The sequence below is a fragment of the Rhodococcus sp. SMB37 genome (assembly GCF_004345605.1).
Lineage (GTDB): Bacteria > Actinomycetota > Actinomycetes > Mycobacteriales > Mycobacteriaceae > Rhodococcus.
In genome coordinates this window covers 18,947-43,673 of record NZ_SLVY01000005.1, presented here as the reverse complement: position 1 = coordinate 43,673, position 24,727 = coordinate 18,947, and the positions used below count along the sequence as shown (strand labels likewise).

At 67.2% G+C, this 24,727-nt stretch carries 4 protein-coding genes; all 4 read left to right on the top strand.

The annotated features are described in order from the left end of the window. Positions 1–131 precede the first annotated feature (131 nt). The 4 genes from EV641_RS09665 (at position 132) to EV641_RS09650 (ending at position 24,658) form a co-directional block, all read left to right on the top strand. Complete coding sequence (locus EV641_RS09665; protein ID WP_132471669.1) at positions 132–992, top strand: CoA ester lyase; 861 nt, start codon at positions 132–134, stop codon at positions 990–992. Between the two features lie 5 nt (positions 993–997). Continuing rightward, positions 998–2,944: an acetoacetate--CoA ligase gene (locus tag EV641_RS09660; protein WP_132471668.1), complete on the top strand. Its 1,947-nt coding sequence runs from the start codon at positions 998–1,000 to the stop codon at positions 2,942–2,944. A gap of 65 nt (positions 2,945–3,009) precedes the next feature. Then, a complete protein-coding gene (locus EV641_RS09655; RefSeq protein WP_132471667.1) occupies positions 3,010–3,357 on the top strand; it encodes a hypothetical protein in 348 nt (115 codons plus the stop codon). Between the two features lie 310 nt (positions 3,358–3,667). After that, positions 3,668–24,658 carry a non-ribosomal peptide synthase/polyketide synthase gene (locus EV641_RS09650; protein ID WP_132471666.1) on the top strand — a complete coding sequence of 6,997 codons (20,991 nt, stop codon included), beginning with the start codon at positions 3,668–3,670 and terminating at the stop codon, positions 24,656–24,658. The last annotated feature ends 69 nt before the right edge of the window (positions 24,659–24,727 follow it).

Below are 24,727 nucleotides of genomic sequence, written 5' to 3'. Positions count from 1 at the left end.
TGACGGCATCGAGCCGTGGCCTCGCCCCTGTGGGCGGGGCCATCGGTCGTTCCATCAGTCGCGACGAAACGGTGACCGGACAGGCCGAGCGCGGGATGATCGGAAGTGGACGAACGAGGAAGGTCGACGACATGAGCGTGATCCCGGGACCGGCGTGGCTGTTCTGCCCGGCAGATCGGCCCGAGCGATATGGCAGGGCCGCTGCGACCGCCGATGTCGTCGTCCTGGATCTCGACGACGGTGTCGCACCGGCCGACAAGGACTACGCTCGTCGGTCCCTTCTCGACCGGTCGCTCGATCCGGCGCGGACGGTGGTCCGCATCGGTCCCTCCGGCACCGACGAGCATCGTCAGGACCTGCGCGCCCTCGCTGACAGCCCGTACACCCGGGTGATGCTCGCGCGATGCGAATCGCCGGAGCAGGTGACGGCACTCGCTCCGCTCGAAGTCATCGCACTCGTCGAATCTCCGCGCGGCGTGCTCGCGGTAGCGGACATCGCGCTGGCGATGGGCACGATCGGTGTCATGTGGGGAGCGGAGAGCCTCGCCGTGGGGCTCGGTGGGCAGACCCTCCGGCATGCGGACGGTGCTTACCGCGACGTGGCGAAGCATGTCAGATCGTCGGTGCTGCTTGCGGCGAAGGCGTACGGACGCTGGGCTCTCGATGCCGCGTACCTCGACATCGGGGACCATGCCGGACTGCGTAGCGAGGCACTCGACGCGGTCGCGGTCGGATTCGATGTGAAGGTGGCGATCCACCCCGATCAGGTGGGTGTGATCCGAGAGGCCTACACGCCGAGCGCCGAGTCGGTCGAGTGGGCTCGCAGGGTCCTCGCGGCCGTGCCCGAGTCGCGGGGCGTGTTCCGGTTCGAAGGGCGGATGGTGGACGCGCCCGTACTGCGACATGCCGAACAGATCCTCCACCGATCGGTGGAAGCGCGCGCCAACGGTTACCGATCGGGTCGTACGGAGGTCGAGCCGGAACGGAGGTGACGGTGATGGTCCGACCACAGTGGGTTCCCGGCGAGGTGGACTTCGCCGAGGCGAGAGTGACCGCGTTCGGCCGGTTCGTCGAACAACGGCACGCCGTGGAGCTACCGGATTACGACGCGCTCTGGCAATGGTCGATCGAGCATTCATCGGAGTTCTGGCAGGCGGTGTGGGATTGGTTCGAGATCCGCGGTGGCACCGATCCAGGGCCTGCGCTCGCCGACGCCACGATGCCCGGAGCCGTGTGGTTCCCCGGAGCGCGGCTGAACTATGCCGCACACGTTTTCCGGAACGCTCGTAGCGATCGGCCGGCGCTGGTTCACATCGACGAGGACGGACGACGGCGAGAGACGAATTGGGCGGCGCTGCACGGCCAGGCCGCGGCGCTCGCGGCCACGCTCCGTGAATGCGGAGTGAAGGCGGGAGACCGGGTCGTGGGGTACCTGCCCAATGTCCCCGAGGCCGTGGTCGCCCTGATTGCCACCGCAGGAATCGGTGCGGTGTGGGCCGCCTGCGGGCAGGACTACGCAGCCCCCGCCGCGCTCGACCGGCTTGGGCAGCTCGAGCCGAAGGTACTTGTCACCGCCGACGGTTACCAGCACAACGGTCGCCGACACGACCGCGTTGCAGAGGTCGCGTGGCTGCGTGAGCACATGCCCGGCCTCGAAGTCACGGTGCTCGTCGCCCGCGCCGCCGCCTCCGGCGATCGCCTGCTCGATCCAGGGCTTCTCACCTGGGAGGAGGCAACTTCGGGCGAGCACGAGTTCGAGCCCGTCCCCGTACCGTTCGACCACCCGCTGTGGACAGTGTTCTCGTCCGGGACCACCGGCTTGCCCAAGGGCATCGTGCACGGACACGGAGGGGTGCTGCTCGAGCACCTCAAGGCGTTGTCGCTGCACCTCGACATCGGCCACCGCGACACATTCTTCTGGTACACGAGCCCGAGTTGGATGATGTGGAACTTCCTCGCGGCGGGACTGCTCGTCGGCGCCACGATCATCTGTTACGACGGTGCTCCGTCGTACCCGGACGTCGACCGGTTGTGGCGGATCGCCGCCGACGAACATGTCACGGTCTTCGGGACGAGCCCCGGCTATGTCCTCGCGTGCATCAAGGCGGGTGTCGTCCCGCGCCGCGAACACGACCTGTCCGCTCTCCGGGGGGTCGGCGTCACCGGCTCGACACTGCCGCCGACGTCGTCGCTGTGGCTCGGGGAGAACGCGGGCGAGCGGGTCCAGGTCATGTCGATCACCGGCGGCACCGACGTGGTGTCGGCGTTCATCGGATCGGTCCGGACCGTTCCGGTGTGGCCGGGGGAGTTGTCGGTGCCGTGCCTCGGTGTCGCCGTCGATGCATTCGACGCCGCGGGTCGTCCGGTGCGCGGGGAGGTTGGCGAGCTCGTGGTCACCGCACCGATGCCGTCGATGCCGGTTCGGTTCTGGAACGATCCCGACGGCGCCGGACTCCGAGAGGCGTACTTCTCTGCTTACCCCGGAGTGTGGCGGCACGGAGACTGGATCTCCATCACCGAGCGCGGTTCCGTCGAGATGCACGGGCGCTCCGACGCGACGCTGAACCGACACGGGGTCCGGATCGGCACGGCGGATATCTACCAGGTGGTCGAAGACCTGCCCGAGATCGTCGAGGCGCTCGCGTTGGGAGTCGAGAGACCCGACGGCGGGTACTGGATGCCATTGTTCGTCGTCCTCGCCGACGGTGTGGTCCTCGACGGGGCCCTCCGTGAGCGGATCCGGAGTGAACTCCGGATGAGAGTCTCGCCACGGCATGTACCGGACGATATCCTCGCCGCACCGGGCGTGCCGCACACCCGCACCGGCAAGAAACTCGAGGTCCCGATCAAACGGATCCTGCAGGGAGCCGACGCCACGGCGACCGTCGAGCGAACGGCACTCGACGTTCCGGAACTCATCGATTGGTACCGCGACCTGGGGTGATGTGCGCCACTTCGTGAGTGCTGCCTTACTGGACAAGGGTCGCCCGAAATGTTCGCATTGCGGACATGGATGTCGCCATCAAGATTCTTCTGATCCTGCACTTCATCGGCCTCGCCGGAATCATCGGCTCGTGGCTGGCGGTCATCAAGGAACCCCGTGTCGTCGCCGGAATGCTGCATGGGGCGATCCTTCAGGTGGTGACCGGTCTCGCGCTCGTGGGCCTGCGAGAGATGGACGGCGCCGACGTGAATCACATGAAGATCGGCATCAAGCTGGTGATCGCAGTGATCATCCTCGCCGTCGCGATCGTCGGTGTGAAGAAGGAGAAGCAGACCCCCGGTTCGACCGCTACGCTCGCCCACGCAGCCGGCGGACTCGGCATCCTGAACGTGATCATCGCGGTCGTGTGGTGATCCTCCTCTCATCGTCGCGGCGGTGACGTCGTGTCCTACCCGCGACCATTCGTGCGCTGGTCCGAACCCTGTAGATTGGGCCGGTGTGTATGCGAAGGGCACCTGATATGACCGGCGAGTAACCTGTCTCGAACGGTTGTTGCCGGTCGGGAGGGTTCGGAGCTGCGTCGTCAGGTCAGTGGGGGTCCCGCTGCCGGGCTCGCCGTAACGATCCTCACCTGATCTGCAGATATACGCGGGGTACGGTGATGTGCTCCGCAGGTCGGTGCGCAGGTCGGTCGTCGTCCGACGGTGAGAGGAAGGTTGGGGTTTGGACTCGCTGGGTATCGGCGGCTCGGAAACGAAGAGGACGAGCGCGGCAGCGGTGCCGCCCGGTGCGTTTCCCCTTTCGCCGGCACAGCTGGGCATGTGGTTCGCCCAGCACGTCGACCCGACGGTGCCAGCCAACATCGCCCAGTACGTCGAACTCGACGGCGATCTCGACCTCGACATACTTCGTGAATCCAGTGCCCACGCGGCTCTGGAAACAGGATCCGGTTTCCTCCGCTTCATCGAAGTGGACGCGCATCCGTATCAGCTCGTCGACCCCACACTCGAGGCCCCGCTCGGATACGTGGATCTACGAGCGGAGGACGACCCCCGCCAGGCCGCATTGGAGTGGATGCGCGAAGACCGCAGCCGGCCCGTGGACGTGCTCCGCGACCGGCTCATTGCCGCGACGGTGCTCCGCATCGGTGAGGCCCGTTACTTCTGGTACAACCGTGTCCACCACCTCGCACTCGACGGGTTCGCTGCCGCGACCTTCATGACCCGGATCGCGGAGCTGTACACCGCGGCGGTCGAGGGGGTCGAGGCCAGCCCGAACCGCGCGTCGGACCTGCGCAAGGTCTATGACGTCGAGATGGACTACCGCGATTCGAAACGGTTCGCCGACGATCGCGAGTACTGGGCGGGACAGATCGAGGGCATCGAGGAACCGTCGAGCCTGGCCGACCGCGCGGCAGCGCCCGCGCCTGTCAGCCGCATCGACAGCGCTGCGCTGACCGACGACACCGAACACCACGTCGACGTGCTCGCCGAGCGTGAGGGGGCGAGCCTCGCGACGGCCGTCGTTGCTGCCTTCGCCGCGTACGTCGCGCAGATGACCGGACGCACCGACGTCGTGCTGAGCCTGCCCGTCGCCGCGCGGACGACTGCGGTGCTGCGCCGCTCCGGAAGCATGGTCTCGAACGTCGTGCCGTTGCGTCTGGACGTCACCGACGGCACCACCGTGCACGACCTGATCGCCGCATCCGGTGCCGCCGTGTCCGGGGCCCTGCGGCATCAGCGTTACCGGCACGAGGACATCGTCCGCGACCGCGACACGTCGGCCGGGGCACAGTCGACGTTCTTCGGACCGTGGGTCAACATCATGCTGTTCGAGAACGAAATTCGTCTCGGCGACATGGTCGGACGCATCAACATCCTGTCGACCGGTCTCATCGAGGACCTCGGTGTCAACGTCTACCGGAGCGGTGGCACCCGCGTCCACATCGACTTCGAGTCCAATCCCAACCTCTACGCTGCCGAACAGGCACGTGCGAACCACGCGCGGTTCGTCGAGTTCTTCGACCGTTTCGTCGCGTCCGACGCCGACCGACTCGTCTGGGACATCCCGCTCGCCGGAAACGTCGAACTCGACCGCGCCGTGGTCGACTGGAACCGCACCGATCACCCCGTCGAGGGGCGCACACTGCTCGCCGATTTCCGGGCACAGGTCGCCGCGACACCCCGTGCGACAGCACTGGTCCACGAGGGTGAATCGCTGACCTACGGCGAGTTCGCATCGAGGGTCAACTCCCTCGCCCGCGAGCTCGTCGATCGCGGTGTCGGCCCCGAATCACTCGTCGGGCTGTGTGTCCGCCGCTCCTTCGAACTCCTCGTCGGCATGTACGCGATCCTCGAGGCCGGCGGTGCCTGGGTTCCGCTCGACCCGGACCACCCGGCCGACCGCACCGAATACATCCTCGACACCGCGAAACCGGTCACGGTGCTCACCACCTCGCGCGACCGCGCGGAGCTCCCCGATGCAGCGCCGATCGTCGAGATCGACACCTTCGACCACTCCTCGCGCGACGGTGGCCCGCTGACCGACTCGGAGCGTCACGGGCTCGTGCGGGCCGACACCACCGCGTACGTGATCTTCACGTCCGGGTCCACGGGCCGCCCCAAGGGCGTCGCGGTCGGTCACGCTGCGATCGACAATCAGATCCAGTGGATGAACAACCAGTACGACGTGGCATCCACCGATGTGTACCTGCAGAAGACCGCCACCACGTTCGACGTGTCGCTGTGGGGTTTCTTCATGCCGTTGCGCGCGGGCGCGACCCTCGTGATCGCCACCCCGGACGGGCACCGGGACCCGGTCTACGTCGCGAACAAGATCGCCGAGCATCGGGTGACGCTCACTGACTTCGTGCCGTCGATGCTCACCGTGTTCGTGGCCAACGCACCCGAGGGGAGCTGCGACAGCCTGCGCGACGTCTTCGTCATCGGCGAAGCGCTGCCCTCCGAGACGGCCGCCGACTTCGCGCAGCTGTGCTCCGCAGGCCTACACAACCTCTACGGCCCCACCGAGGCCGCGGTGTCGATCACCTACCACCGCGCCGGACCGGGCGACGTGCACAGCGTCCCGATCGGCGTCCCGCAGTGGAACAGTCGTGCCTACGTGCTCGACCGCCGCCTCCGTCCCGTACCGGTGGGACGCCCGGGTGAGCTCTATCTCGCCGGCGTCCAGCTCGCCCGCGGGTACCTCGACCGGCCCGACCTGACCTCCGATCGGTTCCTCGCCGACCCGTTCGGTGCGCCGGGCGAGCGGATGTACCGCACAGGCGATCTCGTCCGCTGGGTGTCACCCGACGGCGACCACGGCATCCTCGATTACATCGGACGCACCGACTTCCAGGTGAAGTTCCGCGGCCAGCGCATCGAACTCGGTGAGATCGAAGCGGTCCTGCTCTCACACGACGCCGTCTCGCAGGCCGTCGTGCTCGTGGTGCAGACTCCCACCGGCGATCAACTGGTCGGTTACGTCGTGCCCGCCCCGGCAGCGACGATCGATGCCGCGGACCTGGCGGATCACGCCGAGCGTGCGTTGCCGTCGTACATGGTCCCGGCATCGCTGATGGTGCTCGAGGAACTTCCGCTCAACACCAGCGGCAAGCTCGATCGCAAGGCGCTGCCGCAGCCGGTCTTCAGTAGTACCCGCACCTTCCGTGAACCCCGCACCCCAGCGGAACGGGCGGTGTCCGCCGCGTTCGGTGAGGTTCTCGGCGTCGAACGGGTGGGTCTCGACGACGACTTCTTCGAACTGGGCGGTAATTCGCTCGTTGCCACCCAGGTCGTCTCCCGCATCGGTGCGGCGCTCGACACCCAGATTCCGGTGCGTGCGCTGTTCGAGGCATCCACCGTGGTGGGTCTCGCCACCCGGGTGGCAAAGCAGATCGGATCGGGTGCGCGGAGCGCGTTGGTGGCACGACCTCGGCCTGACGTGCTGCCACTGTCGACCGCGCAGCAGCGCATCTGGTTCATCAACCGGTTCGATACCACGACGGCGGCGTACAACCTGCCGTTCACCGTTCGCCTCACCGGCGAAGTCGACCCGCGGGCGCTGTCCGACGGATTCGCCGACGTCGTGGACCGGCACGAGACGCTGCGGACCGTCTACCCCGAGGTCGACGGTGAACCCCGCCAGGTAATCCTGCCGACCGAGCAGGTCACTTCGGTCCTCGAACCCATCGACGTCGACGAAGCCGGACTTCGGGCCGCCGTTGTCGAGATGGCCGGCCGTGGATTCGACGTCACGACCGACGTTCCGTTCCGGGTGGCCCTGTACCGTCTCGTCGCTGACAGCTGTGCCGAGTCGGTGCCACCGGTCAGGTATGTGCTCGCAATGGTGTTGCACCACATCGCATCCGACGGATCATCGTTCGGTCCGTTCGCTCGCGACGTCGTCACCGCGTACTCGGCGCGGGCAGAAGGCCACGCGCCCCAGTGGGCACCGCTGCCGATTCAGTACGCCGACTACGCGGTGTGGCAACGCGCCGCGCTCGGCGTCGAATCCGACTCGGAATCCGTTGCCGCGCAGCAGATCGCCCATTGGGTCGAGGAGCTCGACGGGCTCCCCGATCAGCTCGACCTGCCGTCCGATCGGCCGCGTCCCGCGGTCGCCAGCTACGGCGGATGTAAGCACCGGTTCGACATCGATGCCGAAACCCACCGGCGCCTGGTCGATCTCGCTCGCACACATCACGCATCGCTGTTCATGGTCGTGCATGCCGCGTATGCAGTGCTGCTGTCACGACTGAGCGGGTCCAGCGACATTGCGATCGGTACCGCTGTCGCGGGCCGTGGCGAGAAGGAACTCGACGACCTGATCGGTATGTTCGTCAACACGCTCGTGTTGCGCAGCCGAATCGACCCGGGTGCCTCGTTCGCGGAATTCCTCGGGGACGTCCGCGGAACGGACCTGACCGCGTTCTCGAACGCCGATGTGCCGTTCGAACGGCTCGTCGAGGTACTGAACCCTACCCGCTCCACCGCGCGGCACCCGCTGTTCCAGGCGGCGTTGTCGCTCGAGCCGGCGCACGCGCGAGACGTATCATTCGCGGGTGTCCACGCGGTGGGCACCGAGCTCGACATGCCGATCTCGAAGTTCGACATCCAGCTCTGGGTCACCGAGCGGCTCGACGACGGACGCCCGGCAGGGCTCGGCGCAGTCTTCGAGTTCGCCACCGACCTGTTCGACGAGGCCACCGTCGCCGCGTTCGGTGAACGATTCGTACGCATTCTCGATGGTGTCGTCACCGACCCCACGACCCCCGTCGGCGACCTCGAGATCCTTTCTCCCGGTGAGGTCGATCGCCTGGTTGCGAAGCAGGGCTCCGTCGTCACCGAGCACGTCACACTCGTCGACCTCCTCGTCGAAGGCGGCCGCCTTCACCCGGACCGCATCGCGGTGCGCGACGGCGATACGACGATCACCTACCGTGAGCTCGACGACATGTCGAATCGGATCGCCCGCTATCTCATCGGCATCGGAGCCGGTCCCGAAAAGATTGTGGCGCTGGCATTTCCGCGCTCCTGGGAAATGGCCCTCGGCGTCTGGTCGGTGGCCAAGACCGGCGCGGCGTACCTACCGGTCGACCCCGAGCATCCGGCCGAGCGCATCGCCCACATGCTCGGCGATTCGGGTGCACTAACCGGCCTGACGACGGCGGAACGAACCGGCACCCTCCCGGCCGTCGTCGACTGGATCGATCTCGGCGATGATGCATTCGTCGCAGAGTGCGCGGCGCTCTCGAGCGATCCGGTCGACGACGCCGACCGGACTCGGACGCTCCGCCCGGACCACACCGCCTACGTCATCTACACCTCGGGTTCGACCGGCCGGCCGAAGGGCGTTGCCGTCACCCACACCGGCCTGGCCGGACTTGTCCGTGAGTCCGTCGAACTCTACGAGGTCACCGAGGATTCGCGGATCCTCCACATCTGTTCGCCGAGTTTCGACCCGTCGGTGCTCGACTGGACACTCGCGGGGTCGACAGGTGCCGAGCTCGTCGTCACTCCGCCCTCGATCTACGGCGGTGCCGAGCTCCGCGCACTCATTGCAGCCACGAAGGTCACCCACGCCGTCATCACCCCGGCGGTGCTCGGATCGGTCGATCCCACCGGCCTGGATTCACTCCGGACACTCAACGTCGGTGGCGACGCCTCCACAGCCGATCTCGTCGCCCGCTGGGCACCGGGCCGCCGCTTCTTCAACGCGTACGGTCCGACCGAGACGACGATCGTGTCGACCCGGGCCGAGCTGTCCGTGGACGGCCGGATCACCGTTGGCACTCCCGTCGCCGGTGTGGTCGCACTCGTGCTCGACCGACGTCTGCGACCGGTACCGGCGGGGGTGTCCGGCGAGCTGTACCTTGCCGGTGACGCCCTCGCCCGCGGCTATCACCGTCGCGGGTCGCTGACCGCGGATCGGTTCGTCGCGAACCCGTTCGGCGGTCCGGGCGACCGCATGTACCGCACCGGCGACATCGTCCGCTGGAACGACGACGATCAGCTGGTCTTCACCGGCCGATCCGATTTCCAGGTCAAGGTCCGCGGTTACCGCATCGAGCTCGGTGAGATCGACGCGGCATTACTGACCCACGACCTAGTGGACTTCGCAGCCACCATCGGTCATGAAATGCCCTCGGGGCAAACAGCTCTCGTGTCATACGTGCACGCCGCTCCCGGTCTCGGCGCCGCAGACATCGACACCGCAGATCTCGCGCGCCACGTGGGTCTGTCGCTGCCCTCGTACATGGTTCCGTCGCAGATCATCGTTCTCGACGACGTACCCCTCACCCCGATCGGGAAGCTCGACCGGCGCGCACTGCCCGAACCCGAACTGGTCATCACCTACCGCGAGTTCCGCGCGCCGACCACGCCGATCGAAGAGACCGTCGCAACGGTGTTCGCCGACGTTCTCGGGCTGCAGGTCGTCGGCCTCGACGACGACTTCTTCGAGCTCGGCGGCAACTCCCTGCTCGCGACACAGGTGGTCTCCCGGCTCGGTGTCGCGCTCGACGCCCAGGTCCCGGTGCGGGCGCTGTTCGAATCCACCACCGTCGCTGCACTCGCCGTGCGGGTGGAGCAGGAGGCCGGCCGCGGTGCACGCATCGCGCTGTCGAAGATGCCTCGGCCCGATCGGGTTCCGCTCTCGCTCGCACAGCAGCGAATGTGGTTCCTCAATCGCTTCGATACGCAGTCGGCGACCTACAATCTGCCGATGGCGCTGCGGCTGCGCGGCGACCTCGACGTCGCCGCCCTGCAGGTGTCGATCATGGACGTCATCGATCGTCACGAATCGTTGCGCACCGTCTTCCCGGACTCGCCCGAGGGACCGCACCAGGTCATTCGCGCCGCGGCCGAGGTCGTTCCCGACCTGACCCCGACCGTGATCGCAGCAGACGAGTTGCCCGAAGCCGTCCGCCGACTCGCCTCCGCCGGCCTCGATGTGACCTCCGACGTCCCGATCCGCGCCGCGCTGTTCGAGCTCGGCGACGCAGAACATGTGCTCGTCGTGGTGGTGCACCACATTTCGGCCGATGGGTGGTCGATCGGCCCGATGGCGCGCGACATCATGGTGGCCTACACCGCGCGGACCGACTGGGAAGAGCCGTCGTGGGCGCCGTTGCCCGTCCAGTACACCGACTACACGCTGTGGCAGCGACAGATCCTCGGCTCCGAGGACGACGAAAAATCGCTGATCTCGCGTCAGCTCGACTACTGGCACCGCACTCTGGCGGGGATCCCCGACCAGCTCGACCTTCCTGCCGACCGGCCGCGGCCGAGCCAGCAGTCGTACGCCGGTGCAACAGTGGAGTTCCGAATCGACCCCGAATTGCACCGGGGGCTGGTCGACCTGGCCCGCACGCGTAACGCATCGCTGTTCATGGTCGTGCACGCGGCGCTGTCGGTGATGCTGTCGCGTCTGTCCGGACAGCACGACATCGCGATCGGCACCCCCGTGGCCGGCCGCGGTGAGCAGGCGCTCGACGATCTGATCGGCATGTTCGTCAACACGCTCGTGTTGCGCACCGAGGTCGATCCGGCCGACGAGTTCACCCGCCATCTGGCCCGGGCCCGTGACAGTGCACTCGGTGCGTTCGGGCATGCGGATGTGCCCTTCGAGCGCCTCGTCGAGGTGCTGAATCCGGAGCGCTCGACGGCGCGACACCCGTTGTTCCAGGTGATGCTCTCGTTCGAGAACCTCCGTGCCTCGCGCATCGACCTGCGCGGATTGACTCTCGATGTCGTCGACATCGACTCGGCCGTCGCCAAGTTCGACCTGCAGCTGACCCTCACCGAGGCATTCGACGGCAACGGCATACCCAACGGACTCGGAGCTGCTTTCACGTACGCGACCGACCTGTTCGACGCCGCAACCGCGCACGGTTTCGCGGATCGTTTCGTGCGTGTGCTCGAGGCTGTGGTGGTGGACCCGGCTGTGCGGGTCGGTGATATCGATCTGCTCGATGGTGATGAGCGGTCTCTGGTGTTGGAGCGGTGGAACGACACTGGGCGTGCGGTCGAGTCGTCGTTGACGTTGGTGGATTTGTTCGAGGCGCAGGTGCGTCGGACACCGGATGCGGTGGCGCTCGAGTTCGAGGGTCGGTCGTTGACGTTTGCGGAGTTCGATTCTCGTGTGAATCGGGTTGCGCGTTATTTGGTTTCGGTGGGTGTGGGGCCGGAGTCGACGGTGGGTCTGGCGGTGCGTCGGTCGTTGGATCTGTTGGTCGGTATGTATGCGATTGTCCGGGCCGGTGGTGCGTATGTGCCGGTGGATCCGGATCAGCCGGCTGATCGTAATGGGTACATTCTCGATGTTGCTGCTCCTGTGGTGGTGGTGACGACTGCTCGTGATGGGTTTGTTGTCGAGGGTGTGTCGGTTCCGGTGGTCGAGTTGGATGCCCTTGATCTGTCGGGGTTGTCGGATGCGCCGCTGACGGATGCGGATCGTGTTTCGCCGTTGCGGTCGTCGAATGCGGCGTATGTGTTGTTCACGTCGGGGTCGACGGGTCGGCCGAAGGGTGTGGCGGTCTCGCACGCCTCGATCGTGAACCGCCTCCTATGGATGCAGGACCAGTACCGGCTCGACGCCGGCGACGTCGTGCTGCAGAAGACGCCGTTCACGTTCGACGTGTCGGTGTGGGAGTTCTTCTGGTCGCTGCAGGTGGGCGCCCGCCTCGTGATCGCCGCCCCCGACGGCCATCGCGACCCGGACTACCTGGTGCGGACGATGATCGAGAACTCGGTGTCGGTGGCTCATTTCGTGCCCTCGATGCTCGCCGTGTTCATGGCGGCCTCCGGCGTCGAGGAGGTGTCGACACTGCGGGCCGTGTTCGCCTCCGGCGAGGCGCTCTCGGCGACGGTCGCGGATCGCCTGCGCACGGCACTGCCCCAGGTGCGTCTGCACAACCTGTACGGACCCACCGAGGCTGCGGTCGATGTGACTTACCATGAGGTGACCCGGGCCGACTCGGTGTCCGTCCCGATCGGTGTCCCGGTGTGGAACACCGGTGTCTACGTCCTCGACGGCCGGCTCAGGCCGGTCCCCGTGGGTGTCGCGGGAGAGCTGTATCTGTCGGGCGTGCAATTGGCGCGGGGATACGTGACGCGCCCGGACCTGACCGCAGAGCGCTTCGTCGCCTCGCCGTACGCAGCGGGCGAGCGCCTCTATCGAACCGGCGACCTCGTCAAATGGGGTCGGCGTTCCGGCGAGCTCGAATACATCGGCCGTACCGACTTCCAGGTCAAGCTGCGAGGCCTGCGGATCGAGCTCGGCGAGATCGAAGCCGCCCTCCTCGAAGCCGCAGACGTCTCCCACGCCGTCGTCCTGGTGCGATCGGATCCGCGTTCGGGTGAGCAGCTCGTCGCCTATCTCGTCGGACAGCCCGGGGCCGCGCTCGATACGGCAGCTGTCTCACGTGTTCTCTCGACCCGACTGCCCGCCTACATGGTCCCCACTGCGTACGTCGTGCTCGATCGACTGCCGCTGAGCCCTGCGGGCAAACTCGACCGTAAAGCGCTGCCGGAACCCGTGTTCGAGGTCAAGGAGTTCCGGGCGCCGACCACACCCATCGAGCAGATCGTGGCATCGGTCATCGCCGACGTCCTCGGTCTCGACCGGGTCGGGCTCGACGACGACTTCTTCGCACTCGGCGGCAACTCGCTGATCGCGACCCAGGTGGTGTCGCGGATTGGCGAGGCGGTCGGCCATCGCCTGCCGCTGCGCATGATCTTCGAGGCGTCGACCGTCGAATCGCTCGCCGTTGCGGCCGAGTCCAGTTCGGTCGAGACGGACCGGATCCCCCTGGTCGCACAGGACCGCCCCGCCCGGGTGCCCCTGTCGCTGGCGCAGCAGCGCATGTGGTTCCTCAACCGTTTCGACCCGGACTCGTCGGTGAACAACATCCCGGTTGCGGTGCGGTTGTCGGGCAAGCTCGACGTCGCGGCACTCGAAGAGGCACTGCGGGACGTCGTCGCGCGGCACGAATCGCTGCGCACCATCTACCCGGACGTCGACGGCTACGGATACCAGAAGATCCTCGCCCCGGTCGACGTCGCGATCGCGCTGGAGAGTATTCCCACAACCGAGGCGGACGTCCCCGACGCGTTGCGCGAACTCGCCGGCACCGCGTTCGACGTGGCGCACGAAGTTCCGCTCGCGGTCTGCCTGCTCGAGCTCGCATCCGACGAACACCTGCTGGTTGCGGTCCTGCACCATATCGCCGCGGACGGGTTCTCGATGGTCCCGCTCACCCGCGACATCATGATCGCCTACGCGGCGCGCTCGACCGGCGACGATCCGGCGTGGGAACCGCTCGAGGTTCAGTACGCCGACTACACGCTGTGGCAGCGCGACGTCCTCGGGTCCGAGGACGATCCCGATTCGCTGGTCTCCCAGCAGATCCGGTACTGGATCGACGCGCTCGACGGAGTACCCGCAAGCCTCGAACTGCCCACCGACCGGCCCCGCCCGGCGGTGGCCACCAATGCCGGGGCGGTGCATCGATTCGAGATCAGCGCCGACCTGCGCACCGCGATCGATCGGCTGGCGCACGAACAGCGCACCACAGAATTCATGGTGGTCCACGCCACCCTCGCAGTGCTTCTCGCACGGCTCGGGGCGTCCGACGACATCACGATCGGCACCCCGGTCGCCGGTCGCGGTGAGCGTACCCTCGACGGCCTGATCGGCATGTTCGTCAACACTCTCGTGCTGCGCACGCATGTCGATTCCGCGAAGACGTTCGGCGAACTGCTCGCCCACGTACGTGAATCCGATCTCGGCGCCTTCGCGCATGCAGAGATCCCGTTCGAGCGGCTCGTCGATGTGCTCGCGCCCGTTCGCAGCCAGGCCCACAACCCGCTGTTCCAGGTGATGCTCGCATTCCAGAACGTGGGCCAGGTGTCGCTCGAACTGCCGGGCATGACCGTGTCCAACATCCCACTCGACAGCGGTATGTCGAAGTTCGATCTCGTGGTGACGGTTCTCGACGTTCCGCTCGACGACACCGCGGATGGCGGGTACTCGGTCGAATTCTCCTACGCCACGGACCTGTTCGACGCTTCGACCATCGCGGGGATGGGCGAGAAGTTCGTCTCGTTGCTCGAGGCGGTCACGAGCACCCCGGCATTGCCGGTCGGCGACCTTTCGCTGCTCACGGGCAGTGAACTCGCCGCGATCGAGTCGGCCTCCCGAGGATCCGAGCGCCGCATCGACCCCGCGATCACGCTGCCCGACCTGCTCGACCGCCAGGTGGAACGCACCCCGGATGCTCGCGCACTGATCCCGGGCACCGACGCGCTCGGTGCACCACGGACGTACCGGGAGTTCGGACGCGACGTCTACCGGCTCGCCCGCTACCTCGTCCACCGCGGCGTCGGGCCCGACACCCGCGTGGGTGTCGCACTGACCCGTTCCGTCGATATGGTCGTCGCCATACACGCGGTGATCGCCGCCGGCGGTGCGTACGTGCCGGTAGATCCCGACCAGCCCTCCGAACGCATCGAGTTCATTCTCGAATCCTCGGCGCCGTCGCTGCTCCTGACTGCCGGGTCTGCTGCATCCGTGTGGTCCGGAACCTCGGTCACCACATGCGACCTCGACGCACTCGACCTGTCGGGATTCGACGACGGGCCTCTCACCGACGCCGACCGCACCGCACCGCTGCGCGACGAGAACCTCGCGTACGTGCTGTACACCTCCGGATCGACCGGCCGGCCCAAGGGTGTCGGCGTGACTCACGGCTCCGTCGTCAACCAGATGCTGTGGATGCAGGATCGATTCGCATTCACGGAGACCGACGCAGTCCTTCTCAAGACGCCCGTGACGTTCGACGCATCGGTGTGGGAGATCTTCCTGCCGCTGCAGACCGGCGCGTCCATCGTTGTAGGGTCCCCGGAACTCCACCGCGATCCTGCTCGACTGGCAGCGGAGATCGGGAAAACCCCCACCACCGTGGTGCAGTTCGTCCCCACCGTCTTCGACGCGGTCCTCGAACATCTCGAGGAGGCCGCGGCTGCATCGCTCACCCATGTGTTCTGCGGCGGCGAGGCGCTCGCCGCCTCCAGCGCAGCCCGCTTCGCCACACTCGGTGACGCGCCCGTGCACAACGTCTACGGTCCGACCGAAGCGACGGTGCAGACCGTGTACCGGACCGCAGTGACGGACGACGATCGGGTCGTGCCGATCGGCCGCCCTGTCTGGAACACCGACGTGCTCGTGCTCGACTCACGGCTGCGCTCGGTTCCCATCGGAGTATCGGGAGAGCTCTATCTCACCGGTGCCCAGCTCGCCCGCGGCTACCATGGGCGGGCGGATCTGACCGCCGAGCGATTCGTCGCGGATCCGCGCTCGACGACCGGTGCGCGCATGTACCGGACCGGTGACCTCGTCAGATGGACCCCGGCGGCGTCCGGCCGGTCCGACGCGATGTCCGTCGAGATGCTCGAGCTCGAATACCTCGGCCGCACGGACCACCAGGTCAAGCTTCGTGGTCTCCGGATCGAGCTCGGCGAAATCGAGTCGGCTCTCGTCGAGGTGAGCGGGGTCAGGCAGGCCGTTGCGATCGTCCGCGCCGACCCAGGCGCCGGCGCGCAGCTCGTGGCGTACGTGGTGCCGTCGTCCGGAACCACCCTCGACCCACTCGACATCAAGGCCGAACTCGCACAGGTGCTGCCGTCGTACATGGTCCCGTCGGCGATCGTCACCCTCGACGCGTTTCCCCTCAACGCGAGCGGCAAGATCGATCGAAATGCGTTGCCGGTTCCGACCTTCGAGGTCCGCGAGTTCATGCCGCCGCGCACCCCGGTCGAGGAGATCGTCGCGGGCGTCTTCGCGCAGGTTCTCGGGATACCGCGAGCCGGCCGCGACGACGACTTCTTCGCCCTCGGCGGCAATTCGCTCGTGGCGACGCAGGTCGTCGCTCGTCTCGGCGACGCGCTCGGCACCCGGATTCCCGTGCGCGCACTCTTCGACGCCCCCACCGTCGAAGCGCTGGCGCTACGCGTCGAGCAGGCCACCGGGACCGGAACCCGGCCGCAGCTCGCACGTCGTGCCCGCCCGGACCGGATTCCGCTGTCACCTGCGCAACAGCGCATGTGGTTCCTCAACCGCTTCGACGCCGCATCTGCGGTGAACAACATTCCGGTCGGTGTCAGATTGACCGGGACCCTCGATGTGGCGGCGCTTGCCGCCGCGCTCGGCGACGTCGTCGAACGTCACGAGTCGCTCCGCACGATCTACCCGGACATCGACGGTGTGGGATACCAGACCGTACTCGCCTCGCATGCGGTCGAGTTGACCACCGAGAGCGTCGACGAGGCGTCACTCATCGTGCGAGCCGAACAGCTCACCGCGATGGGATTCGACGTGACCGTCGAGGTTCCGATGCGGGTGGTGCTCTTCGAGCTCGGCACACGCGAACACGTGCTGTTCCTCGTGGTACACCACATCGCATCCGACGGATTCTCGCTGCGTCCGCTCGCGCGCGACATCATGGTCGCCTACGCGTCGCGGACACACGGCGAGCCGCCGGCCTGGTCGCCGCTCGCTGTCCAATACGCCGACTACTCCCTGTGGCAGCGCGACGTGCTCGGATCCGAGGACGACCCCGAGTCGGTGCTCTCGGAGCAGATCGGATACTGGACCTCGCAGCTCGCCGGGATTCCGGATCAGCTGGATCTCCCGTCCGACCGGTTGCGCCCCGAGACCGCAACCGGCGAAGGCCGGACCAGCAGTTTCCGGATCGACCCCACGCTGCACGCACGCCTCCATACGCTGGCGCGCGAGCACAACACGTCGTTGTTCATGGTGGTTCACGCTGCTCTGAGCGTACTGCTGTCGAGGTTGTCGGACACCGACGACGTCGCGATCGGCACTCCGATCGCCGGTCGCGGCGAGGCAGCACTCGACGACCTAGTCGGCATGTTCGTCAACACCCTGGTGCTGCGCACCACGTTCGACAACGATGTGCCGTTCGAGCAGTTGCTCGCCCAGGTCCGCGAGACCGACCTCGATGCCTTCGCGCACGCCGACGTCCCGTTCGAGCGACTCGTCGAGATCATCGACCCCGAACGGTCACAGGCACGACATCCGCTGTTCCAGGTGGCCCTGACGTTCCAGAACACCGGCGCCGTGGACTTCGAACTCGACGGGATCACCGCGAGTGCACTCGAATATGAATCTCCCACAGCAAAGTTCGATCTGCAGTTCACCTTCGCCGACGCTATCGGCACAGGATCGATCGGTGCCGGCAACGGCGCCGGCGGTATGGATTTCGCGATCACCTACGCCACCGATCTGTTCGACGACCTGCGCGTCGCGGCGTTCGCAGAGCAGTTGCTGCGGATCCTGCGCGTGGTGGTGGAGGATCCGACGGTCGTGGTCGGCGACATCGGGATCCTCGATGATTTCGAGCGCGAGCTGGTCGTGTCGCGGTGGAACTCGCTGGGTGACGACGTGGCGCCGGCGGACGCGACGTTGGTGGACATGTTCGAGGCGCAGGTTGCTGCACGCGGTGATGCCGTGGCAGTGAAATTCGGCGACGACGCGGTGTCCTACCGTGAACTCGGCTCGCGGGTGCGGCGTCTGGCGCGGCACCTGATCGATGTCGGTGTGGGGCCGGAATCGCTCGTGGCGGTGACGCTGCCGCGATCGGTCGATCTGGTGGTGGCGTTGCTCGCAGTGCTCGAGGCCGGCGGCGGATACCTGCCGGTCGACCCGAACTCGCCTGCCGAGCGCATCGAGTTCCTGGTGTCGGATGCGCAGCCCGTCGCGGTCGTGACGCACTCCGACGAGGACGTGTCGTTCCCGAGTGGTGTTCCGGTGATCGAACTCGACCGCGTCGATCTCTCCGGTGTGGACGACACGCCGATCGTCGATGCGGAGCGTCGCGGGACTCTTGCTTCGACGAACCTTGCGTATGTGATCTACACGTCGGGTTCGACGGGCCGGCCGAAGGGCGTGTTGATTCCGCATCGCAACGCGGTGCGGTTGATGGTCAACACCGAATCGGTGTACGGGTTCGGTTCTTCGGATGTGTGGACGATGTTCCACAGTTACGCGTTCGATTTCTCGGTGTGGGAGCTGTGGGGCCCGCTGTTGTACGGCGGGACCCTGGTGGTCGTCGACTACTTCACGTCCAGGTCGCCGGAAGCGTTCCGGGAGTTGCTGGTTCGAGAGCAGGTGACGGTGCTCAACCAGACGCCGTCGGCGTTCTACCAGCTCGCCGAGGCCGATCGTGTGGCGTCCGACGGTGCGCAGTTGACGTTGCGGTACGTGATCTTCGGTGGTGAGGCGCTCGAGCCGCGCCGTCTGGCGGGGTGGTTCGAGCGGCACGGTGATGCCGGGCGAGCGGAGCGACGGGGTAGTGGTACTGCGCCGCGTTTGGTGAACATGTACGGGATCACCGAGACGACGGTGCATGTGTCGTATCGGGAGATCGGCGCCGAGCTCGCCGAGGCCGGGTCGGCGAGTGTGGTGGGTGTGCCGATCGCGGGTCTGCGCGTGTACGTTCTCGACAGGCGACTCCAGCCGGTACCGGTAGGTGTCGCGGGGGAGATGTACGTCGGTGGCGGTCAGCTCGCGCGCGGCTATCTACGTCGACCCGAGTTGTCGTCGGCACGGTTCGTGGCCGACCCGTTCTCGGCGGACGGTGCGTTGTTGTACCGTACCGGTGATGTTGCGCGCTGGGTGGTCTCGGGCGATCTCGAGTACCTGGGGCGCGCCGACGACCAGGTCAAGATTCGTGGTTTCCGCATCGAACTCGGTGAGGTCGAGGCGGCGGTGCTGGCGCAGGATCCGGTTGCGCAGGCCGCGGTGATCGTGCGTGAGGATGCGCCGGGTGCGACGCGCATCGTTGCGTATGTGGTTCCCGCCGAGGGTGTTTCGGTCGATGTTGATGCGCTGCGTGACGGCGTGGGTGCGGTGGTGCCCGAATACATGGTGCCGTCCGCGTTCATGGTGATCGAGTCGATCCCGCTGACGGTCAACGGCAAGCTGGATCGTCGGGCACTGCCGGAGCCGGTGTTCGAGACGCGTGAGTTCCGGGCGCCGTCGACTCCGATCGAGGAGATCGTGGCGGGCGTGTTCGCCGATGTGCTCGGTACCGAGCGGGTCGGTGCGGACGACGACTTCTTCGCCCTCGGTGGTAATTCGCTGATCGCGACGCAGGTGGTGTCGCGGCTCGGTGCGGCGTTGGACGCGCAGGTTCCGGTGCGCGCGCTGTTCGAGGCGTCGACGGTGTCGGCGTTGGCCGCGCGGGTGGAGCAGGAATCGGGTCGTGGTGGACGGGTTCCGCTCGAGGCGCGGCAACGCCCGGTGCGGGTGCCGTTGTCGTTGGCGCAGCAACGGATGTGGTTCCTCAATCGGTTCGATCCGGAATCGACGGCCTACAACATTCCGTTCGCGTTGCGGTTGACCGGCGAACTCGACGTTGCAGCACTGCAGTCCGCGGTCGACGACCTGGTTGCGCGGCACGAGTCGCTGCGCACCGAGTATCCCGAGACCGGCGACGGTCCCGCGCAGAAGATTCTCCCGGCCTCTCAGATGACCGTCGATCTCACCCCGGTGGACATCGCCGCGGGTGAACTCGAGACACGCCTGCGGCAGATCGCTGCGACGACCTTCGACGTGACCACCGAAGTGCCGCTGCTCATGCAACTGCTGCGCGTCGGCCCAGATCGATCGGCACCTGCGCGCCAGGACGACGAGCACGTGCTCGCGGTCGTGGTGCACCACATCAGTGCCGACGGCTCGTCGATGGTTCCACTCGTGCGCGACCTCGTCACCGCGTACGCGGCGCACACTTCCGGTACAGAACCGATGTGGGCGCCGCTGCAGGTGCAGTACGCGGACTACGCCCTGTGGCAGCGCGAGGTACTCGGCTCGGAGGGTGACCCGGAATCGATTGCGGCACAGCAGCTCGGCTACTGGCGGTATGCGCTCGCCGATCTGCCCGATCAGCTGGACCTGCCGCTCGACCGTCCTCGGCCGGCGCAGCAGTCCTTCCGTGGTGACCGCGTCGAGTTCGTTGTCGGCGCCGATGTGCACGCCGGGCTCAGAGACCTGGCCCGCAGCCACAATGCGACCGTGTTCATGGCGGTACACGCGGCGTTCGCGGCGCTGCTCGCGCGACTGTCCGGAACCTCGGACATCGCGGTGGGCACCCCCATCGCCGGTCGTAACGAGCAGGCCGTCGAAGACATCATCGGTATGTTCGTCAACACCCTCGTGCTTCGGCTCGAGGTCGACGCAGGAGCATCGTTCACCGATCTCCTCGCGGCGGCCCGCGAGACGGACCTGCAGGCGTTCGCACACGCCGACGTGCCTTTCGAGCGACTCGTCGAGGTGCTCAACCCGGCACGATCGACGGCCCGTCATCCGCTGTTCCAAGTGGGTTTCTCGTTCCAGAACCAGGCCGGAACGGAGCTGCAACTCCCCGGACTCGCGGTGGCTCCGCTGGATCTCGAGGGCGGAACGGCCCAGTTCGACCTGCACCTGATCGTCGCCGACCGCTATGACGACGAGGGCGCACCCGCCGGCATCGATGCGATCCTGACGTACGCCACCGATCTGTTCGACGCCGACACCGCCCGCGGTGTGGCTGCCAGGTTCGAACAGCTCCTCGGTGCCGTCCTGCAGGCGCCTGCCGTGCCCGTCGGTGATCATGCGGTGCTGCTTCCCGGCGAGCGCGACGACGTGCTCACCACGTGGAACGATACCGATCACGACGTCGACGGTTCTCGCACGCTCGTCGACCTGTTCGACGAGCAGGTCCGACGTGACGGCGACGCGGTGGCGCTCGTGTACGAGGACGCACAGTGGACCTACACCGAGTTCGATACGGCGGTCAACCGTCTCGCCCGGCACCTGATCGGTCTCGGGGTCGGTCCGGAGGACCGCGTCGCACTCGCCGTCCGCCGCTCACCCGAGTTGCTGATCGGCATGTACGCGATTGCGAAGACCGGTGCCGCCTACGTGCCCGTCGACCCGGATCAGCCCTCCGAGCGCAACCAGTACATCCTCGGCACCGCCGCACCAGCAGCGCTGATCACCACGGCGGCAGACCGGATCGAACGTCCCGACGTGCCCGAGGTCGTACTCGACGCGCTCGACCTGTCGGACCACTCCGACGCGCCGATCACCGACCGCGACCGCACGTCGCCGCTGCGCGCACACAACACCGCCTACGTGATCTTCACGTCCGGGTCGACCGGTCGGCCGAAGGGCGTCGCAGTGCCGCACGCTGCGATCGTCAACCAGCTCGAGTGGAAACGATCCGCGTTCGATCTCGGGCCGGACGACGCGGTGCTGCTCAAGACCATCGCGACGTTCGACCTGTCGGTGTGGGAGTTCTGGTCCGCCCTGACCTCGGGGGCGCGCCTGGTCGTCGCGACAGCTGACGGTCACCGCGACCCCGACTACCTGCTGGGCCTGCTGCGTGCGCAGCACGTGACGACGCTGCACACGGTGCCGTCGATGCTGTCGATGCTCATGACCGTCGCGAACGGCGAGGTGTCGCCGTCGTTGCGGCGGGTGCTGGCCATCGGTGAGGCGCTTCCGGCGCCGGTCGCCCAGCAGTTCCGCGCCTCGAACGGTGCGGTCCTGTTCAACCTGTACGGACCCACCGAAGCCGCCGTGTCCGTCACCGTCCACGAGGTGGGCGCCGACGACTCCGTCGCGGTACCCATCGGTGTGCCCGAGTGGAACACCGCCGTGTACGTGCTCGACGGTCGGCTGCGGCCGGTCCCGCCGGGTGTCGCCGGTGAGCTGTACCTCGCGGGTATCCAGCTCGCTCGCGGCTACCACGACCGCGCCGACCTGACCGCGGACCGGTTCGTCGCCGACCCGTTCGGCCGCGGCCGCATGTACCGCACCGGCGATATCGTGCGCTGGAACCGCGAAGGCCACCTGGAGTATCTCGAGCGCGCCGACTTCCAGATCAAGGTCCGCGGCTACCGCATCGAACTCGGAGAAATCGAAGCGGTCCTCCGCGACCTCGACACGGTCCGCGACGTCGCCGTGCTCGTTCGCAGTAGCGCCCACATCGGCGATCGCCTCGTCGCGTACGTTGTGCCGTCGGGCAACGAGATCGACGTCGATGTGCTCAGGGTGCGTCTCGCGGCGCGTCTGCCGTCGTACATGGTGCCGTCGGCCTTCGTCGTCCTCGACTCGCTGCCGCTCAACACGAACGGCAAACTCGACCGCGCGGCACTCCCCGAACCGGAACTCGAGGCGGGCGCCTTCCGGTCGCCCACCACACCGGTCGAGGAGATCGTCGCGGCGACCGTGGCGGAACTGCTCGGCATCGAACGAGTCGGTCTGGACGACGACTTCTTCGAACTGGGCGGCAACTCGTTGCTCGCGACACAGTTGTCCGCCCGGCTCGGTGCGGCCCTCGAGACTCGTGTCGCGGTGCGCACCGTGTTCGAGGCATCGACGATCGTGGCACTCGCGGCGCACATCCAACCGTCCGTCGGACACGGCGCACGCGCCGCGCTCGTCGCCGGCCCGAGGCCCGATCGGATCCCGCTGTCGCTCGCACAGCAACGCATGTGGACCCTCAACCAGGTCGACCCGGAGTCCGGCGTCTACAACATCCCGGTTGCGGTGCGGCTCACCGGTGCTCTCGACACGGACGTGCTCCGTGCTGCGGTCGCCGACGTCGTCGCCCGGCACGAGGTGCTGCGCACGGTGTACCCCGACACCGAGGACGGCCCGGTCCAGGTCGTGCTGCCCGTCGCGGAAGCAACGCCCGATCTCGAACCGATCGCGGTGTCGGCCGGCGATCTCGTCGGACGGCTCACCGAAGTGCTCGGCACCGGGTTCGATGTCACTGCCCAGACCCCGCCCGTGCGGGTCGCGCTGTTCCGGGTCGCGGACACCACCGAGCATGTGCTCGCCGACACCACCGAGCATGTGCTCGCCGTCGTCGCCCACCACATCAGCGCCGACGGCTATTCGATGCGTCCGCTGATCCGCGACGTGATGGTCGCGTACCTGGCGCGCGTGGAAGGCACAACGCCGGACTGGGCTCCGCTCGACGTCCAGTACGCCGACTACACGCTGTGGCAGACGTCGGTGCTCGGCGACGACGCGGATCCGGACAGCGAACTGGCGCGCCAGCTCGCGTACTGGACCGACGAGCTCGCCGGTGTACCCGAGGTGCTCGCCCTGCCCACCGACCGGCCGCGTCCGGCGCGACAGTCGACCGACGGCGAGTCGATCACGTTCGCCCTGGGTGAGGCACTCGCCCAGCGGGTCGAGAAGACAGCGCGTGATCAGGGCGCCACCGTGTTCATGATGATGCACGGGGCGTTCGCGGTGCTGATGTCGCGACTGTCCGGATCCGAGGACATCACGGTCGGTACCCCGACCGCGGGCCGCGGGGAAGAGGCACTCGACGACCTGGTGGGCATGTTCGTCAACACTCTCGTGTTGCGCACCAGGGTCGCGGGAGGGTCGACGTTCGCCGACCTGCTCGGGCAGGCCAAGGAGAAGGACCTGGCGGCGTTCGGCAACGCCGATGTCCCGTTCGAACGACTCGTGGACACGTTGGGGGTGCGGCGCACCAGCGCGCACACTCCGCTGTTCCAGGTGATGCTCACCTTCCAGAACATCGACACCGGCACCCTCGAGCTCCCGGGTCTGGTGGTCCAGCCACTCGAGACCGGTGCCGACCAGGCGAAGTTCGACTTGCAGTGCACCGTCGTCGAACGGTTCACCGAAGGTGGCTCCCTGGGCGACATGGACGTGACGTTCACCTACGCGACCGCTCTGTTCGACCGCGGCACGATCGAGGCGTTCATCGAACGGTTCCGCCGTGTTCTCGACGCAGTGACCGACGATCCGCAGATCGTGCTGCGCTCCATCGACCTGCGCAGCGAGGACGAGCGTGCACGCGCGGCCCGCCCGCGGAAGGCCCGGACGGTCGAGGACCTGCCGGATCTTGCAGCTCGTGCGGCTGTGGCCGCACCGGACACCGTGGCGTTCCGCCACGGAGACCGCGACGTCACGTTCGGCGAGTTCGCGCAGCGTCTGGAGGCGATGGCCTCGACGACGGGTGGCGCACTCACTGCCGAAGCGCTGGTGTCGGTTGTGCTCAACGGCCTCGTCCCGGGCATGCTGCCGCAACTCGGCGCCGACGGCTTCGCTCGACTGATCCGCGACGTGGTCGCAGCCGCCGAAGCCGTCAACGATGGGGATTAGTCCGCTGCGGACTCGTTCGGGATAATGGAGGATCGACTGTCGTTCGAACACCGGGGGCCGTACCGTCCC

What these genes read in the sequence shown, in the direction of transcription:
- EV641_RS09665 (WP_132471669.1), top strand. Translation starts at nt 132, where the DNA reads ATGAGCGTGATCCCGGGACCGGCGTGGCTGTTCTGCCCGGCAGATCGG.
- EV641_RS09660 (WP_132471668.1), top strand. Translation starts at nt 998, where the DNA reads ATGGTCCGACCACAGTGGGTTCCCGGCGAGGTGGACTTCGCCGAGGCG.
- EV641_RS09655 (WP_132471667.1), top strand. Translation starts at nt 3,010, where the DNA reads ATGGATGTCGCCATCAAGATTCTTCTGATCCTGCACTTCATCGGCCTC.